Below are 17,367 nucleotides of genomic sequence, written 5' to 3' on the forward strand. Positions count from 1 at the left end.
GCAGATCAACGCCGCCGGATGGCGGGCCGGGCGGGTGCCCGGCCTTCCCGGCGGCGGGCGGACAGGGGGATGCCTGACCAGCCCCCGTCCGTGTCCCATATTGCATGAGGCTCTCCAGGTTGGACCGCAATCCCTTGAAGCAATGCCACGCTTCCTCCTGAGACCCGGCCTCCATGCAGGTTCCCCGCCCCGGGCAGGGCGGGGAACCATTATTGTTCCGGGAATCGCAAAGCCGGTGCGCCGCTGGTTCGAAGAACCCGATCCAGCCGGGTGCGCACAACGAGGTGTCCATGAGCCAGTCCACGCCCCCATACCTGCGCAGATTCGTCGCGCTCTATTTCGGAGTTTTCGCCCTTGTTGCGGGAGCGTCCGTCTGGTTTACCCTGGCCTGTTCCGGGGAGGCGTGGGCCGTGGCCGTGGTTGCCACGGCGATCTTAGGCGTGTTCGGCCTGCTCGGCATCGCCCTGGTGGTCCTGCTCGGGCGGCTGCTCGTCGGCCCGGTCAGCCAGGTGATGCGCTACACGGCCCATGTGCTCGACGGCAACTATGCCGAGGCGGACGACGCGGCGCTGGCTAAGGCCATGCCCGGGCTGGGCGGGATGGTCAGCGAGCTGGCTGGCCGGTTCAAGGAGCGGCTCGGCTTCTCCCGGAGCATTCTCGCCGGCCTGCCCGTGCCGTGCTGCCTTGTGGACACCGGGCAGAACATCACCTTTCTCAACCAGGAATGCCTGGACATGATCGGGTCCAAGGATACTCCGGAATCCTTTTATGGCCGCAAGATTTCCCAGATTTTCTACCGCGACGACCGCAAATCCGTCATCGGGACATGCATGGATGATACTATCCGGATGATGAACCGGGAGGCGGTCTTCAAGCATGTGGACGGCAGCGACATCAACGTGCTGGCCAACCTGTTTCCCCTGACGGACGTGACCGGCAAGGTCATCGGCGGCTGCTGCCTCTATCTTGACACCACGGAACTCAAGCGGCGCGAGGCGGAGATTCTCAGCCAGAACGAGCGGATAGCGCGGGCCGCCAGCGACGCCTCAGCCATTTCCGAGGAGCTGGCCGCCGCTGCGGTGCAGCTTGAGGGGCTGGTGGCCAACGCCAGGACCGGGGCCTGTGTCCAGACGGACCGGACCGGCGAGACCGCCACGGCCATGGAGCAGATGAACGCCACGGTCCTTGAGGTGGCGCGCCACGCCCAGGACGCTGCCCTGGACGCCGACGAGGCGCGACAGCGGGCCGATGAGGGCGCTGCCGTGGTCACCGAGGTAGTCCAGGCCATCCATGAGGTCGCCACCCGCGCCCAGGAACTCAAGTCGTCCATGGAGGAGCTTGACGTTCGGGCCGAATCCATCGGCAAGGTGCTCGGCGTGATCGAGGACATCGCGGACCAGACCAACCTGCTGGCCCTCAACGCCGCCATCGAGGCCGCGCGCGCGGGCGAGGCGGGCAGGGGGTTTGCCGTGGTGGCCGACGAGGTGCGCAAGCTGGCGGAAAAGACCATGCAGGCCACCAACGAAGTGCATCAGGCCGTCACCGGCATCCAGGACGGGGCCAGGAAGAATGTCCGGGCCACGGAGATTGCGGTCAGCGCGGTGCAGAAAAGCACGGACATGGCCAACCGTTCGGGCGAGGCCCTCAAGAGCATCGTCCTGGTGGCCGAGTCCACCGCCGATCGGGTGCGCTCCATCGCCACGGCGGCGGAGCAGCAGTCCGCGGCCAGCGATGAAATCAGCCGGGCCACCATGGATGTCAACCGCATCTGTGGCGAGACCGACCGGGCCATGGCCGAGTCTGCCGAGGCGATCAAGCGGCTGGCCGGGCTGGCCGAATCACTGGCCGATGTCATTCGCGGCATGCGCTAGCGTGCATTATAAATGTGTCTCGACAGGTGACATGCGGCGCATCAGTGCTTATTCATTGTAATGTAGGTGAATGCCATTCTGGCGCATTTCGCCAATAGTCTTGAATTATTAACTTTTTTCGATGAGGGGTTGAGCGTGGTCAGGCATATCGTCATGTGGACAATGAAGGAAGAGGCCGAAGGCAACCCGGCCCAGGTCAACGCGGCCCGGATGAAAGAGATGCTTGAAGCCCTGGCCGGGCGCATCGAAGGACTCCGGCATATTGAGGTCAGTCACGACATCGTGGCCGCCGATCCCGATTGTCACGTTGTTTTGTGCTCCGAGCACGACGACGCAGACGCCCTGAACCACTATCAGGGCCACCCCGAACACCAGGCATGCGTCGGCTTCGTCAAGAAGGTCGCCGCCAGCCGAAAGGCCGTGGATTACGAGATCTAGCCGATCCGGGAACCCTGGTTCCCGGAAGAGTGCCGATGCAGTTGATCCCGGCTTTCGCGACACAGGAAACGTCGCGAGAAGGAGAGTGCCATGTCCATGCGTTACGATCAGGACCGAAAGCGGATTATCTGCCGCTGGGAAGAGCCGATCAAAGTGGTGATGAACAAGAAGGAAGGGTTCATCAACCGGTCGCGCATGATCACCGTCAAGGTCAATGACAACGGCAAGCTGAACAGCAAGGACATCCGGCGACACGCCAAGCACCCCATGTTCCCGTTCATCAGCCGGTTCAACCAGATGCTCAACAACATCGAGTATTATCCTGAAGGTGATGGGCACAGGTGCGCTGTCTGCGGCCTGGAGCAGGGCGTGAGCCCGCATTTTGACGTGGGGACCCAGTCCATCGTCTGGCTCTGCCGGGAGCATCTGACCGATTCGCCCAAGGTTGATGCCTGATCCTGGCATCGCAAGGAAACCGCAGTCCCCTGCCGACTTTTGGCAGGGGACTTTTTGTAAGCTGCGATCACCTGGGAGGTTACAATGCTGCAAGCTGGTGCGAATTCGGTTGGAATTATCATGGAAATGGAGATACGTTCATGCCATGTGGATGAAGCCTGCCCTGTTTCTCGGCCTGCTCGCTTTGGGCCTACTCTCAAGCTTGTCTGCTCTGGCGGCAGATCGGGTGGTTCTCGCCTCTCTGGAGTGGCCGCCCTATACAGGGGAGTCCCTTCCCGGAAACGGAGCCACCTCAGAGGTGGTCCGCGAGGCTTTCAGGGTCATGGGGTACGAGCTTGAGATCCGGTTCTACCCTTGGAACCGCGCTTTGAACGAGGCCCGGTTGGACAAGGATATTGCTGGGTATTTTCCCGAGTATCCAGAGCACTGGCACAAGGATGCGTTTCTCAATTCCGACAGCGTGGGCAGCAGTTCCCTTGGACTGGCAAGCCGTCAGGAGATGGTCATCAACTGGCAAACCCTTGACGATCTTCGCCGATACACCCTCGGTGTCGTGGCAGGTTACGCCAACACCCCCGAGTTTGACGCCATGGCGAAAGAGGGGCGCCTGACCATCGACCACTCCAGCACGGACGCGCTCAACCTGCGCAAGGTCCTGGCCGGGCGGGTTCGCGCCGCCGTGGTGGACACCAACGTGTTCAGGCATCTGTTGCAGGTCGATCCCGTGCTGCGCAAGCAGAGGGGAGAACTGGTGATGAGCACACGGCTCCTGGGCACCAACAGCCTGGTCGTCTGCTTCTCCGACACCGAGCGGGGGAGGAGGCTGGGGCGGATACTCAACCTCGGGTTGCGTCAGGTCGATCAGGAGGCTGTTTACTTGCGTCATTTCAAGGAATGAGGCGCGTGGCGGTCACATGGAGCAGCGGAACTCTGGGGCAAGGGCGGTCGCTCTCCGAAAGGGCGGAGCGAAACGGACAGCGGTCGATTCTGAAGAGAAATTCAGAAAATTTTATTGGACAAGTTTTGGCTCTAATGTTTAAAAATACGCGCATTGTGGAATTTGGTTTCTTGATCTTAAGAGTGGGGCATCAGGTCATGATCACGCTGCGAAAGATGAAATCCGCCACGTCCGGAGTTGCCGGTCGTTCTGTTTCGCGGGCCTGTCCGGCCCGTGCGTGCGGGTTTTCGGCGCAGGCGGTTTTCTTCAAGGATGCGAATGCGCACCGGCTCGTTTCCCCAGCCGGTTTTTTTATGGCATAGGCATTGTCCGGAAGCGGCGAGGGAGAGAGCATTGCACGGCAACGTCTCGGATATTCCCCCTCTTCGTTTCGTGTCATCCCGGTCCGTTGCGGACACCCGTGCCGGTTTTCGTGCGAGTTTGAGGCCGGTTTTATTCGAGGCCCGTCTGCCTGGAGAGTTTGTATGGATCAAATGACTGAATCTGTTCGCGTTGTCCGCAAGGGCGCGCCCAAGGCCGCGGTGTCACGGCGCGGCGATGCCGCCATCAGCTTTGTGCTGCGGTTTCTGCTGCTTTTTGGCACCTGGCTGATCCTGTCGGGCATGTTCGACGCCTTCCACATGACCGTTGGCGCTTTTTGCAGCGCCTTTGTGACCTGGATCTCTACGGATATCTTTCCGCCCGAGGTGCGCAGCTTCCGCAAGCTGCGCGCCCTGTGGCTGCTGGCCCTCTATGTGCCCTGGCTGGTCCTGGAGATTGCCAAATGCAACATGCGCCTGCTCCGGCTGGCCTTCGACCCGCACCTCAACGACAAGATATACCCGCGCATCGTCACCTTCAAGACCGTGCTGCGTACCAAGCTGGCCCTGACCTTTCTGGCCAATTCCATCACCATGACGCCCGGCACCATCACCGTGTCCATTGATGAGCGCGGCTATGTCTCGGTCCACGCCTTTGACGAAGTGGCTGCCGAGGGCCTGCCCGGCGATATGGAAAAGAAGATCAAGGCCATATTCGAGGAGTTATGATGGAATCATTCATCCTGTATTCCGGCGTGTTCCTGGTGGCCATCATGACCATGCCCCTGTATCGCGCCGTGGTTGGCCCGACGACGCTGGACCGCCTGATGGGCATGAACGCCATCGGCTCCAAGACCGTGGCCCTTATCGTCATCATCGGGCTGGTCTTCGAGCGTGTGGACATGTTTGTGGACATTGCACTCGCCTACGCGATGCTGAACTTCATCGCCGTTCTCGCGGCTTCCAGATATCTGCATAAAAGGGGACGCCGGGACACGGCATCCTAAACGTCGGAGGAAGCGACCCCATGGTCCAGATCTTGGTTGTTATTTTGTGTTGCAGCGGAATGCTGCTGTTTGTCGCCGGCATGGTGGGCATTTTGCGGCTGCCGGATGCCTACACCAGGCTCCACATGGCCGGAATGCTCGACACGCTCGGGCTGCTGACGCTGCTCCTTGGGCTGGTGCTGTATGGCGGGATCCAGGCCACCCCCATGACCTTGCTGGTGCAGCTCAAGGTGCTCCTGCTCTGGGGGTTCGTCCTGATAACCAGCCCCACGGCGACCCACGCCATGGTTGACGCGGGCGTGCGCGCAGGGCTCGCACCCTGGGTCCAGACAGACGGCAAGAGGAGGCGCAAATGATCTGGGAAATCAAACTGCTGGCCCTCATCCTCGTGATCATCTGCGCCATCGCGGCGATCAACGTCAAGGATCTGCTGGGGGCCGCCATCATCTTCGGCATCTACAGCTTCATGATGTGCGTCCAGTGGCTGGCCATGGGCGCGGTCGATGTGGCCTTCACCGAGGCGTCCATCGGCGCGGGCATCAGCACCGCCCTGATGTTTGCGGCCATTTTCCGGACCACAAGGAGGACCAAAGATTGAAAAAGGCAGCTCTTGTGGCCGTGCTTCTTGCCGGCGCTTTCCTGATTCTGTCCATGGAGAACTTCTCCTCCTGGGGCGATATTGAATCTCCGGCAAGCCGTCATATTTCACGGTACTTCATCGAAAAAAGTTACGAGGACACCCATACCCCCAACTTTGTCACAGCCGTTTTGGCCGACTACCGTGGGTTTGATACCATGCTGGAAACCGTGGTGGTCTTCACTGCGGCCCTGGCCTGTTTCCTCATCGTCCGTCTGCCCAGCGACGTGTGCAAGCCCGGCCTGTTCTACTATCGTCATGCCAGCACCGGGCTGGTGGTCCGCAGGCGTCAGGCCTGCGCACTCCCGGATGAGGGCGGCGCGTTCGAGCGCGTGGATTCCGACTGGCCGCCGCACGATGTCGTGGTCACCACCACCTGTCGGATGATCATCCCTTTCATCCAGCTTTACGCCCTGTATGTGCTCGCGCATGGTCACTACAGTCCGGGCGGCGGTTTTCAGGGCGGCGTCATATTCGCGGCCAGCTATGTCCTGCTCGCCGTGTCGCACGATCTGCGCACCCTGGTGAACCAGCTGACCGAGCGCTTCACGCATCTGCTTGCGGCTGCGGGTGTGCTGGTCTACTTCGGCACCGGCCTCCTTGGCTTGGCCAAGGGAGCGAATTTTCTGGATTACGATGCTGTTGCTGACATAATGGGCGTGTCCCTGGCGAGCGGGCACTCCCTTGGCATCCTGTTCGTCGAAACCGGCGTGGCCATGACCGTGACCGCCGCGCTGGTGATCATCTTCAAACTCCTGTCCTCTCGCGGGGCGGTCACGGAAGGATTGTAGGCGTATGGAAGACTTCCTGACGCAACTGACATCCAAGTACAACTTCTGGGCCTACATCGTCCTGATGATGATTGGCCTGTACGCGATGATAGCCAAGGGGAACCTGATCAAGAAGCTGATGGGGCTTGGTATATTTCAGACCGCCATCATGCTCTTCTACGTTGCCATCGGTTCCAAGGCGGGGGCCACCATACCCATCCTGCTGGATACCCACTCCAAGGAACTGATCGACTTCGCGGACTACATCAACCCCTTGCCCCACGTGCTGATGCTGACAGCCATCGTCGTCTCCGTGGCGACACTCGGCGTGGCTCTGGCCCTGGTCCAGCGCATCTTTGATGTGCACGGGACGCTGGAAGAAGATGAAATACTGGAAAAAATCAAGAATCCATAGCCATGCATGATGTAGTCCTGACCCTCCTCCCGTTGCTTCTTGGAGCGTTCCTCGCCACCCTGGCGGGCTGGACGCGGAGCGTGCTCGCCTATCCCGTGGGTGCCATCGCTCTCCTGACATCCTTCGGCTTTGCCGTGAAACTCCTGTGCAGCGTCCTGGCGCACGGGACCGCGACATACCTGCTTGGCGGATGGTCCCCCCCGTGGGGCATCGTCTTTGTCGTGGATACGTTCAGCGCGGGCATGCTCGTGCTGATCTCGGCGTCGGCGCTGTTCACCTTCCTCGCCTTCAGGGCCGAGATCCTCGACCATTTCGCCGAGAAGTCGGCGGCTTTTGTGGCCCTGTTCATGCTCACGGTGGCCGGGCACATGGGCATCGTCGCCACCGGCGACCTGTTCAACCTGTACGTCCTCATCGAGGTCGCAGCCTTGAGCGGCTACGCGCTCCTCGGTTTCGGGACCGGGCGCTCCCCGCTGGCGAGCCTCAACTACCTGTGCATCGGGTCGGTGGGCGCTTCGTTCTATCTGCTTGGCGTCGGCTATCTCTACATGCTGACCGGCTCGCTGAACATGGCCGATCTGGCCCGGATCATCGCGGCCTCGCCGGTTACGGTGTCCATGCACGGGGCTGTGGGCGTGATCCTGCTCGGCCTGTGGGTGAAGATGGCGCTGTTCCCGTTCCACGGCTGGCTGCCCGGCGCCTATGGAATGACATCCCCGGTGTCGGCCACGCTCATGGCGCCGCTGACCACCAAGGTCATGGTGTATGTGGTCATCCGCATTCTCATCAGCGTGCTCCCCGGTGCCTCCATACCGGACGCCATCCCCGCAGTGGCCGTGACCCTGGCCACCGCCGCCATTTTCGTGGGGTCTGTCATGGCCTTCCGGCAGACAGACCAGCGCCGCATGCTCGCCTACATCCTGGTGGCCGAGGTGGGCTACATGGTCGGCGGCGTGTTCATCGGCAACCGCACGGCCATGACCGGGGCCATGTTGCACGTCTTCGCCGACTCGCTCATGACCCTGACCCTGTTCATGGCCGTGGGCAGCATCGCCCGCCAGCGCGGCGAGATGACCCTTGGCAACCTGAGCGGGCTCTTCAGGACCATGCCCTTCACCATGGCCGCCTTTGTCCTTGGGGCCATGTCCATGATCGGCGTGCCGCCCCTGTTCGGCTTCTTCAGCAAGTGGTACCTGCTCTCCGGCGCACTGGCGTCCGGTCAGTATGTGTTCATGGCCGGTCTGCTGGTGTCGAGCCTGGTCAACGTGGTCCTCTTCTTCCGGCTCTTCGAGACGGCCTTTTTCGATGCGCCCGGGGAGTCTGTCCGGGACATCGAGCATTGGAGTCGCGTGACGCCGCTGGCGATTGTCGCCGTGCTGCTTATTGTGGCCGGGCTTTCGAGCGGTCTGATCGTGGACCGGCTCATCGCCGGAATCATCCCCGCAAGCCTCATCTAGCCGGAGAAGTCACATGTATTCCATATACTCGATCCAGCCCCTTCTCGCAGTGGCCGCCCCTCTGCTGGCGGTCCCCGGCATCATCTCGGCGCGCACGCCCAACATCCGCGAGGCGTGGTCCTTTGCGGCGGCGCTGCTGCTGCTGGCGCTTCTGGCCTGCATGGTCCCGGCGGTGCTGGCCGGGCACACCTACACCTGGGTTCTGGCCGAGGTTCTGCCCGGCGCGCCCATCGCCTTCCGCGTCGATGCCTTTGGCATGCTCTTCGCCCTGGTCTCCTCCAGTCTGTGGGTGGTGACCACGGTCTATTCCATTGGCTACATGCGCGCCAAGAACGAGCATGCCCAGACCCGCTTCTTCGGCTATTTCGCAAGCTCCATCTTCTGCGCGGTGGGCGTGGCCTTCTCGGCCAACCTGCTGACCATGTACCTGTTCTACGAGCTGCTTTCCTTCTCCACATACCCGCTGGTGGCGCATCACCAGAACGAGGAGAGCCGCAAGGCCGGGCGCAAATACCTCGGCTTCATCGTGGGCACCTCCATCGGGCTGGTGCTCCCGGCCATGGTCGCGGTGCACCACTTCACCGGCAGCCTCGATTTCGCCTCGGGCGGCATCGCCCTGGGCGCTGCGGACTCCACGACCCTGACCGTGCTGCTCTGCCTGCTGCTTTTCGGCTTTGCCAAGGCGGCCCTCATGCCGGTCCACGTCTGGCTCCCGGCGGCCATGGTCGCGCCCACGCCGGTCAGTTCGCTGCTCCATGCCGTGGCCGTGGTCAAGGTCGGCGCGTTCTGCATCATGCGCGTGGTCACGGGCACCTTTGGCGTGGAGACGCTCCAGGCCCTGCATCTCAACGATGTCATCACCGGCGTGGCGGCGGTGACCATGCTGGCGGCGTCGCTGATCGCCCTGTCCCAGGACGGGCTGAAGCGGCGGCTGGCCTACTCCACCATCGGCCAGCTCTCCTACATCGTGCTGGGCGCGGGGTTGATGACCACTGCCGGGCTGACCGGCGGCATGCTGCACATCTCCATGCACGCCTTTGGCAAGATCACGCTCTTCTTCTGCGCCGGAGCCATTTATGTGGCCACGGGCGAGAAATACATCAGCCGTCTCAACGGCATCGGCTACCGCATGCCCTGGACCATGACCGCATTCCTCATCGGGTCTTTGTCCATCATCGGCATCCCGCCCACGGGCGGGTTCCTGAGCAAGTGGTATCTGCTCAACGGGTGCATCGGGTCAGGTCAGTGGGTGCTCGCCCTGGTCCTGCTCGTCAGCTCGCTGCTCAACGCGGCCTACTTCCTGCCCATCGTCTACCGGGCGTGGTTCTGCGCCCCTGATCAGGCCCAGCACTCCGGGCCGGTGCGCGAGGCCCCGCTGGCGTGCATCGTGCCGCCGCTGATCACTGCGGGCATTTCCGTGATCCTGTTCTTCTATCCTTACCCGTTCCTGAATTTGGCCCGACTGGCCGCCAACTAGGAGTTGCGATGAGCAAGAAAAAGGAATTCGACTTCTTTGACCGGCCAAAGACAAGGCGCATGCTCTGGATCGCTCTCTGGGGCAGTTGCGGGCTGACCGTGGCCTTGCAGTTCTTCGCCTCGCCCGAACCGCATTTCGGCTTTGACGACTTCTTTGGTTTCAACGCCCTGTTCGGGTTCGTTGCGTGCTCTGTTCTGATCCTGGTCGCCAAGGGTCTGGGCTTTATCCTGAAGAGAAACACGGACTATTATGATGACTAGCATTCACCCGATCCTCGCCTATCTGGGAGCCGCTGCGCTGCTTCCGCTGTTCACCGGAGCGTGGCGCAACCGCATGGTTCTGGCCGCAGCCGCCGTCGGTCTGCTCATCGTGCACAACCTCCCGTCAGGCACCCTGGCCACGGCCAATTTTCTCGGCATGGACCTCGTCCTCATGCGCGTGGACGGCCTGAGCCGGGTGTTCGGGTACATCTTCTGCCTCAACTCGGTCTTTGCCTTCCTCTTTGCCTACAAGCTCAATGACGTGCGCCAGCAACTGGCGGCCCTGTTCTACATCGGCTCGGCCCTGGGGGCGGTGTTCGCCGGAGACCTGATCACCCTGTACGTATTCTGGGAGATCATGGCCATAGCGTCCACCTTCCTGATCCTGGCCCGCAAGACCAAGCTTTCGTCCGGGGCGGGATTCCGCTACGTGCTCGTCCATCTTTTCGGCGGGCTGTGCATGCTGGTGGGCATCATCGTCCATATCCAGACCACGGGCTCCATCGCCTTTACCTCGCTGGCCCCCAGCCTGGGCAGCTGGCTCATCCTGCTCGGCGTGCTGGTCAACGCGTCCGCCTTCCCCTTTGCCAGCTGGCTTTCGGATTCCTATCCCGAGGCCACAGTCACCGGCGGCGTCATCCTCTCGGCCTACACCACCAAGACGGCGGTCTACGCGCTCCTGCGCGCCTTCCCCGGCTGGGAAATCCTCATCGTCATCGGCTGCCTGATGGCCGTTTACGGCATCATCTACGCCCTGCTCGAAAACGACATGCGCCGCATCCTGGCCTATTCCATCACCAACCAGGTGGGCTTCATGGTCACGGGCGCGGGCATCGGCACGGCCATGGCCATCAACGGCGCGGCAGCCCACGCGTTTTGCCACATCATTTACAAATCGCTCCTGTGGATGTCTGCGGGCGCGGTGCTGGCCGCCACGGGCAAGAGCAAATGCACGGAACTCGGCGGACTCCACAAGACCATGCCGTTGACGTTGCTGCTCGGACTCGTCGGGGCGCTGGCCATATCGTCATTCCCCGGCACCAGCGGCTTCACCAGCAAGAGCATGATCATCCAGGCCGCTGCCAACGAGCATCTGACCTGGGTGCTGATGATCCTTGAGATCGCTTCGGCGGGCGTGTTCCTGCACGCGGGCATCAAATTCCCGTACTTCGTCTTCTTTGCCAAGGACAAGGGGCTGCGGCCTCCCGAGGCGCCCAGGCACATGCTCCTGGCCATGGCCGGGCTGGCCTTCCTGTGCATCGCCCTGGGCGTTTACCCCCAGCCGCTGTACGCCATCCTGCCCTTTGACGTGGGCGGGTTCGACGTCTACAAGGGGGGCAAGGTCGTGGCGCAGCTCCAGCTGCTCCTGTTCTCGGCCCTGGTCTTCTTCCTCATGCTGCCGCTGCTCAAGCGGACCGACACCATCGCCCTTGAAACCGACTGGTTCTACAGGCGCGGCGGGCGGCTGTTTTATCAGGCCGTGTCCGCATTCTTCAATGGGCTGAACGACATGGCCGCCAAGGTCGCTGGCCGCGCGGTTCACGGGTTCGCCGAGTTCTGCCGGAACTTGCCTGAGCGGGCCTTGTTCCTGCTGACCGCGCTCAATCCTGATTTTTGGACCAGTGGCACGACCGTCAATGCCGCGCTCAGGATGAAGCAGATCAGGGATTCCCTCGACGCGGGAGCCCTGCCTGTGGGCGGTTCGCTGATTGCTGTCACTCTCGGGCTGGCTGTCCTTTTAGGCCTGGTCTTGTAATTATCCTGGAGGTTTGATCATGAAGTCTTTGAATAGCAGCCAGTTCAATATTCTCGAAAACGTCTCGGAGGAGCTGATCGAAAGGCTCCGGCGCGAGGTCCAGCCCAAGGACTACGCCAAGGGGGAGGTCGTCTACCAGAAAGGCGACCCGGCGGATAATTTCTACTTTCTCCTGAAGGGCAAGGCGCAACTCCAAGTGGAGAACAAGGAAGGGGTGACCGTCATCCTCGGCGTGATCAAGGTCGGGTACTGCTTTGGCATGACCGCCCTGTTTCCCGAGCAGTCCAGGCAGCATTCCGTGGTCTGCGATGACGCCTGCCGGGTGGCTGTCATCTCTGGCAGCGACCTTCGCGCCATCCTGGAGTCCGAGGACAAGATCGGGCTGCCCTTGCTCTGGAATCTGTTTCATCTGCTCAAGGACCGGCTCGATCTGCGCACAGATCAGCTTGTGCAGGTGCTCGCCTCGCATCCCGATGTGAGCAAGCTTGGCATCTGACCGATCGCTGGCGAGTGAACCCGACGGCATGTCCCCACGGTCTTGCTGTTTGGCGAAGCAGGCTTTGCCTGTGCGCTTCAGACGCGAGGTCGGGCAATGGCCTGGGGATGATCAGGAATGCAGGAAGCAGGGCTGCGGCCCTGCTTTTTGTTGTCACGCGTCTCAGGGGTGAGGCGTGATGCTGTCGGCCCGAGTGCGGGCGGCTGGATTTCATTGTTTTTTGCCGATGAGCTTGGGAGGCGCCATGAGACTATTGCTGGTCGAGGACGAGCGGGAGATCGCTGACTTCCTCAAGGCGCGGCTTGAGGGCGAAGGGTTTGATGTCGTGGCTGCGGTTACTGGCGAGGAAGGGTTTTTCCTGGCCAACGAGCAGGTGTTCGATGTAGTTCTGCTCGATCTGACCCTGCCCGGTCGTGGCGGGCTTGAGGTCCTCAGGATGCTGCGCAGGCGCGGCATCAACGCACCGGTGATCCTGATTTCCGGCAGCGACAGCGTCGAGGACAAGGTGGCCGGGCTCGATGCCGGGGCCGACGACTACATCGTCAAGCCGTTCGCCTTTCCCGAAGTGCTTGCCCGCATCCGCGTGGTGTTGCGTCGCGGCTGGGCCGATCAGGTCCTGCTGCTTCGGTGCGGCGATCTGGCCATGGATCTGATCACCCGCATCGTCACGCGGGGGGGGCGGACCATCGCTCTGACGGCGCGCGAGTTCGAACTGCTGGAATACCTGCTTCGCCATCCGGGCCGGGTGGTCACGCGCGACATGCTGGCACGCGACATCTGGCAGGAGGACACCAGGGCCACCAACCTCGACAATGTCATCGACGTGCACATTGCCCGCATCCGAAAAAAGCTCGATCACGGGCACGAACGCAAACTGCTTCACACCCAGCGCGGCGTGGGCTTCCAACTCAAGAATCCTGAACTCGACACCAGGCAGAAGTAACGTCTTCCGCCACGAAGTTGCCCCTGCCCGTGGGCGGGCGGTGCAAACCCTCTCTTTTGGAATTGTTGCTTCCAGTGCCTGCGTTATCGTTTAATCTCCAATAGTCATAGATGGATACATCCCCTGTTCCGGCCCGGACTGGAAGGGCTGGAGGATGTTGAAGCAGGCGTCCTGCGTTTTTTGCGCGTGTCCGCGCGTGTTTTCCGTACCGTTGTAGTAGGCGCCGTTGGCTTCGAGGATATGCTCGATGCGCTCCCTGAAGGCATCGACGAACGCCTTGCCGTCGCCTTTGAAGGTCATGTTGCCCATGGTGATGTCGGTGGCCGCACTCATGGCGTCGAGGGTCATGCACTGGGTTGCGAGATCAGCCTGGCAAGTGACATGCCCCCAGACCATGGAGTTTTCCGGGATGGCGATGGGTTCGTCGGAGTCGATGATGGTGTGCGGCATGACGATGGAATTGCGGCCCACAGTGATATGCTCGGGCTTCTTGCCGTGCAGGAAGGAGTTGAAGCCGACAAAGACCTTGTTGCCGAGGCGGGTGTTGATGACCTTTGCCCCGTGCGCGGTGATGTCGAGGCCCTCGTAAACCGAGTTCATGATGTAGCAGTTTTCCTGGGCGTTCGAGCCGTTGCCGAAAACCGAGTCCTCGACGTGGGCGCGCTGGGCCACCAGGGCATTGTCGCCGATGGTGCAGTTGCCCTTGAGCACTGCGTAGGGGCTGACGTAGGCGCCATCGCCCTTGCCTTCAAAGGGCTCGGGACTGATGGACGAGTAGATGGGCAGGAAGTCTTCCTTGCGCTCGTCCACATGGTCGAAGAACTCGCCGGACAGGCTGCCGTTCTCGTCCATGGAGATGTACTTTTTGAGCACGCCTTCGGGATAGATGTAGTTGAACTCGAAGAGGCCGTTGTATCTGATCCAGACGCGGCCCGGCTCAATGACCTGGCGCGAGAGGTCTCCGGCCTGGACATAGGCGTATTCGCCTACCACGCAGTTGTGCATGTACGAGAAATCGACAGTGGCAAAGGGGCCGAGGAATACACCCTCTGTGGTGGTGCCGTGAATGTTGGAGTAGTGCATGGCCACGGTGTTCAGGATCTTGAAAACCTCCGGGATTTCCGGATTGTGGGAATAGTTGTGGACCAGGGTCTTGACGAGGTAGCTGTTGATGATGCGGATGACCTCGTTGTAGAAGAGCTTGGTCTTGATGCCGTCGAACTCCACCACGTCGCCCTTGCGTTTGAGCTCGTCGCCGCGGATGTCGCTTTTGTAGAGCACAGAGCGGTCCACCAGGGTCTTGCCCAGGAAATAGGTGCCACCCAGGCTTGAATTGGTGAAGCGGAAGCTCAAGGGGTGGTCGGTGGTCAGGGCGTAGAAGGCGTAGTAGAGCAGATGTCTTTCGCGCGGGATGGCGTTTTTCAGGATCGGCTCCACGTCGATGCCCATGGGCTTGAGGTTGATGTTGATTCTCGAAGTGATGTGGGTCAGCAGTTCTTCAAGCTTTTCCATGGAGTCTCTCCCTCATGAGAAGTGTTGCAGACAAGACAGCTGCCGTACACGAGGTGTACGACAGCTGTCTTTATTTCATAGATGGTTCCGATTGGCTAGCCCCCGGCAGGCACGGTGATGGGCATGCCCATCAGCGGCCAGATGACGAGGCAGGCCAGGCCCACCACGACCATGAGCATGATGCTGGCCGGAATGCCCCACTTGAAGAACTCGCCGGTGGTGAACTGCCGGGAGTCGTAGGCGATGGCGTTGGGGGCCGCGCCCACGAGCAGCAGGAAGGGCATGCCCGCCGTGACCAGCGAGGCGTACAGGATGACCTCGGCCGACACGCCCAGGTAGGGCGCGATGACCAGGGCCACGGGCAGGGATATGGCGATGGCCGCCACGTTCATGATGAAGTTGGTCATGATCATGACAAAGAAGGCGATGGACATGACGAACACGAACCAGTTGGCCTCCTGGAACATGACCAGCCAGTTGACGGCCATCCACTTGGCCGCGCCCGTCTCCCACAGACAGAAGCCGATGGACATGGCGCCCGCGAAGAGCAGGATGATGTTCCAGGGGATGTCTTCCAGGTCCTTGATGTCCAGGATCTTGAAGATGAAGAAGAGGACCGAGGAGCACAGGATGATGGCAGTCTTGTCCACCGCGTCCAGCGCGGGCACAAAGGCGCGCAGACTCATGATGAGGATGGTGATGCCGACGATGATGGCGGCCATGATTTCGTTGCGGGTCAGGGAGCCCATGCGGGCGTTGAGCTCGCGGGCCTTTTCGCGCAGGCCGGGGATGCGGTCTTTCTCGGGCTTGCAGACGAGCATGAAGAAGCCCCAGAGCAGGAAGACCATGAGCCAGCCTATGGGGGCCATGTAGTAGGACAGCTCGAAGAAGCCGACCTCCTTGCCCACGATCTCCTTGAAGAAGCCGATGGCCACGGCGCCGCGGGCCGCGCCGAGCAGGGTGACGATGGAACCCGCGCCCGCCACATAGGCCATGCCGATGAACAGCCCCTTGCCGAATTTGGTGGGCTTGTCGCCCTCGCCGTACAGGGCGTAGATGGCCAGCAGCAGCGGATAGATGGTGGCGGCCACGGCGGTGTGGGCCATGATGTGGGTCAGGGCGGCGGTGACCACGAACACGCCCAGATAGATCATGCTGGTGCGCTCGCCCACGATGTCGAGCATCTTGTAGGCCAGCCGCTTGGTCAGGCCGGTCTTGGTGAAGACCAGGCCGATCATGATGGAGGCGAAGATGAACAGGACCGAGGGGTCCATGAAGTCCTTGAAGGCCGATTTGGCCGGGCGGATGAGGAACATGACCTGGAGAATGCCGATCATCAGGCTGGTGATGCCGATGGGCACCACCTCGAAGACCCACCACGTTCCGGCCAGAAGGAAGACCGCCAGGGCTCCCTTGGCCTCATGGGAGAGGACGAAATGCTGGCCAGTGGGGTCGATGGCGTCGGGCCAGGCCGGAGAAAAATAGACCAACGTGAACAGGGCGACGCCGGTGAGCATGAACACCAGTCGGCTCCAGTCGAACTTTGATTGCGGGGCGTGTGCCGCTTCCATGGTAACCTCCTCAGGTCAACCCGAAAATTGTGTTAGCAGCCGCAGCTGGTGATTCTTTTCCTGATTTCCGCAAAGACATCGGCGAGGCGGAGCAGTCCGGTCACCTCGCGCTTGCGGCGGACGATGAGTGGCTGGTGCACGCCGGTGATGTAGTGATGCACGCCGAATTCGAGGTTGTCTTCCTCGTCGAGGTACTCCACGTCAGCGGGCACGTACATGACTTCGGACACCTTGATGTTTACACACTTGCGGCACAGTTCGTTCAGGGTGTCGGACCACAGGCCGAACTCCTTGAAGATATCGGCCACGTATTTGTTGGTCAGGGTCTCGCCGTTGCGCTCGTGTTCCGTGAGCCGCTTGTAGCTGGGTTCAAGGGCCGCAAGGATGTCGGTCATGGTCAGGATCCCGGCCAGGCTTCCCTGCTCGTTGATCACGAGGACATCGTTGTGCTTGCTCGTGGAGAGGGCGGCTGCGGCGTCGCCCAGCGTTGCCCCGGTGTCGAGCGTCGTGTATTCGCCGACCGGAGTCATCAACTCTTTGACTTTCATTATCTTCCTTCCTTGGGAAAAAGTTTCATACACCACCCCCGATGTCCTTGGCCCGTCTGGCCGAAACCGCGTCGAGCTTTTGCAGCAGTTCATCGAGATCCACAGGTGCTGCCACCTCGTCGAGCGCGCCGTGCTTCATCGCCTCGATGGACAGGGGAACGTTGCCCGAGTGGTTGATGAGGATCACTTCGCTGCCTGGGCAGTCCTGACGGATGCTCCGCAGAAAGGCCAGGAGCGTCTGCCTGGGGCTGGAGAGCCCGACCAGCACCGCGCCTGTCCGTTCGCGGCAGGCCATGAGCCTTGCCTCGGCAGGGTCTCCGGTGGCCTGCACCGTCATTCCGCGCCTGACAAGCTGCCTTGCCAGGCTTTCCCGGAAGCGTTCGTCCGCATCAACTATCAACACATTCATCAGGGTCGGTCCATCCTCGTGTTCAGGCGCATGGTTTGCGACTTGTTTCACAAGCAATAGGCAAGGTGTGTGCCACGATTTTTTTTA

Annotated in this window: 21 protein-coding genes; 17 read left to right on the plus strand and 4 right to left on the minus strand. The window is 61.3% G+C overall.

What is annotated here, in order from left to right; genetic code table 11:
• Positions 1–290: 290 nt before the first annotated feature.
• The 17 genes from DAES_RS05380 to DAES_RS05460 all read left to right on the plus strand — a co-directional run bounded on the left by DAES_RS05380 (position 291) and on the right by DAES_RS05460 (position 13,240).
• Positions 291–1,871, plus strand: a complete 1,581-nt coding sequence (locus DAES_RS05380) for a methyl-accepting chemotaxis protein (RefSeq protein WP_013514023.1) — start codon at positions 291–293, stop codon at positions 1,869–1,871.
• 135 nt (positions 1,872–2,006) lie between these two features.
• Complete coding sequence (locus DAES_RS05385) at positions 2,007–2,309, plus strand: Dabb family protein (RefSeq protein ID WP_013514024.1); 303 nt, start codon at positions 2,007–2,009, stop codon at positions 2,307–2,309.
• A 90-nt stretch (positions 2,310–2,399) separates the two neighbouring features.
• The gene (locus DAES_RS05390; protein WP_013514025.1) at positions 2,400–2,765 is read left to right on the plus strand and encodes a hypothetical protein; all 366 of its coding nucleotides are present in this window, start codon (positions 2,400–2,402) and stop codon (positions 2,763–2,765) included.
• Positions 2,766–2,910: 145 nt separating this feature from the next.
• Positions 2,911–3,663 carry a substrate-binding periplasmic protein gene (locus tag DAES_RS05395; protein WP_013514026.1) on the plus strand — a complete coding sequence of 251 codons (753 nt, stop codon included), beginning with the start codon at positions 2,911–2,913 and terminating at the stop codon, positions 3,661–3,663.
• 5 nt (positions 3,664–3,668) lie between these two features.
• Positions 3,669–4,025 (plus strand): hypothetical protein, encoded by a 357-nt coding sequence (locus tag DAES_RS05400; RefSeq protein WP_157864812.1) that lies wholly within the window; start codon positions 3,669–3,671, stop codon positions 4,023–4,025.
• A gap of 162 nt (positions 4,026–4,187) precedes the next feature.
• Entirely contained in the window at positions 4,188–4,751 is a 564-nt protein-coding gene (locus tag DAES_RS05405; RefSeq protein WP_013514027.1) for a Na+/H+ antiporter subunit E, read from the plus strand.
• On the plus strand, positions 4,751–5,029 hold the full coding sequence (locus DAES_RS05410; protein WP_013514028.1) for a monovalent cation/H+ antiporter complex subunit F: 279 nt from the start codon (positions 4,751–4,753) through the stop codon (positions 5,027–5,029). The genes DAES_RS05405 and DAES_RS05410 overlap by 1 nt, the downstream gene beginning before the upstream one ends.
• A gap of 59 nt (positions 5,030–5,088) precedes the next feature.
• Positions 5,089–5,385, plus strand: a complete 297-nt coding sequence (locus tag DAES_RS05415) for a monovalent cation/H(+) antiporter subunit G (RefSeq protein WP_236608469.1) — start codon at positions 5,089–5,091, stop codon at positions 5,383–5,385.
• Positions 5,382–5,627, plus strand: a complete 246-nt coding sequence (locus tag DAES_RS05420) for a Na(+)/H(+) antiporter subunit B (protein ID WP_013514030.1) — start codon at positions 5,382–5,384, stop codon at positions 5,625–5,627. The genes DAES_RS05415 and DAES_RS05420 overlap by 4 nt, the downstream gene beginning before the upstream one ends.
• On the plus strand, positions 5,624–6,457 hold the full coding sequence (gene mbhE / locus DAES_RS05425; RefSeq protein WP_013514031.1) for a hydrogen gas-evolving membrane-bound hydrogenase subunit E: 834 nt from the start codon (positions 5,624–5,626) through the stop codon (positions 6,455–6,457). Before DAES_RS05420 ends, mbhE begins: the two co-directional genes overlap by 4 nt.
• A gap of 4 nt (positions 6,458–6,461) precedes the next feature.
• Positions 6,462–6,851: a cation:proton antiporter subunit C gene (locus DAES_RS05430; protein ID WP_013514032.1), complete on the plus strand. Its 390-nt coding sequence runs from the start codon at positions 6,462–6,464 to the stop codon at positions 6,849–6,851.
• Between the two features lie 2 nt (positions 6,852–6,853).
• Positions 6,854–8,308 carry a complex I subunit 5 family protein gene (locus DAES_RS05435; protein WP_013514033.1) on the plus strand — a complete coding sequence of 485 codons (1,455 nt, stop codon included), beginning with the start codon at positions 6,854–6,856 and terminating at the stop codon, positions 8,306–8,308.
• Between the two features lie 13 nt (positions 8,309–8,321).
• Complete coding sequence (locus DAES_RS05440) at positions 8,322–9,785, plus strand: monovalent cation/H+ antiporter subunit D family protein (RefSeq protein ID WP_013514034.1); 1,464 nt, start codon at positions 8,322–8,324, stop codon at positions 9,783–9,785.
• Positions 9,786–9,793: 8 nt separating this feature from the next.
• Positions 9,794–10,045, plus strand: a complete 252-nt coding sequence (locus DAES_RS05445; protein ID WP_013514035.1) for a hypothetical protein — start codon at positions 9,794–9,796, stop codon at positions 10,043–10,045.
• A complete protein-coding gene (locus DAES_RS05450; protein ID WP_041271361.1) occupies positions 10,035–11,801 on the plus strand; it encodes a Na(+)/H(+) antiporter subunit D in 1,767 nt (588 codons plus the stop codon). Before DAES_RS05445 ends, DAES_RS05450 begins: the two co-directional genes overlap by 11 nt.
• A gap of 19 nt (positions 11,802–11,820) precedes the next feature.
• Positions 11,821–12,297, plus strand: coding sequence for a Crp/Fnr family transcriptional regulator (locus DAES_RS05455; RefSeq protein WP_013514037.1), 477 nt, complete (start codon positions 11,821–11,823; stop codon positions 12,295–12,297).
• A gap of 244 nt (positions 12,298–12,541) precedes the next feature.
• The gene (locus tag DAES_RS05460) at positions 12,542–13,240 is read left to right on the plus strand and encodes a response regulator transcription factor (RefSeq protein ID WP_013514038.1); all 699 of its coding nucleotides are present in this window, start codon (positions 12,542–12,544) and stop codon (positions 13,238–13,240) included.
• Positions 13,241–13,330: 90 nt separating this feature from the next.
• On the opposite strand, the gene DAES_RS05465 is transcribed toward DAES_RS05460, so the two are convergent.
• The 4 genes from DAES_RS05465 to DAES_RS05480 form a co-directional block, all read right to left on the minus strand.
• Positions 13,331–14,752, minus strand: a complete 1,422-nt coding sequence (locus tag DAES_RS05465; protein WP_013514039.1) for a transferase — start codon at positions 14,750–14,752, stop codon at positions 13,331–13,333.
• A gap of 95 nt (positions 14,753–14,847) precedes the next feature.
• On the minus strand, positions 14,848–16,323 hold the full coding sequence (locus DAES_RS05470) for an SLC13 family permease (RefSeq protein ID WP_013514040.1): 1,476 nt from the start codon (positions 16,321–16,323) through the stop codon (positions 14,848–14,850).
• Between the two features lie 32 nt (positions 16,324–16,355).
• Entirely contained in the window at positions 16,356–16,871 is a 516-nt protein-coding gene (locus DAES_RS05475; protein WP_013514041.1) for a CBS domain-containing protein, read from the minus strand.
• A 25-nt stretch (positions 16,872–16,896) separates the two neighbouring features.
• Positions 16,897–17,280, minus strand: a complete 384-nt coding sequence (locus DAES_RS05480) for a response regulator (protein ID WP_013514042.1) — start codon at positions 17,278–17,280, stop codon at positions 16,897–16,899.
• Between the last annotated feature and the right edge of the window lie 87 nt (positions 17,281–17,367).

It is taken from the genome of Pseudodesulfovibrio aespoeensis Aspo-2 (assembly GCF_000176915.2).
Classification (GTDB): Bacteria; Desulfobacterota; Desulfovibrionia; order Desulfovibrionales; family Desulfovibrionaceae; genus Pseudodesulfovibrio; species Pseudodesulfovibrio aespoeensis.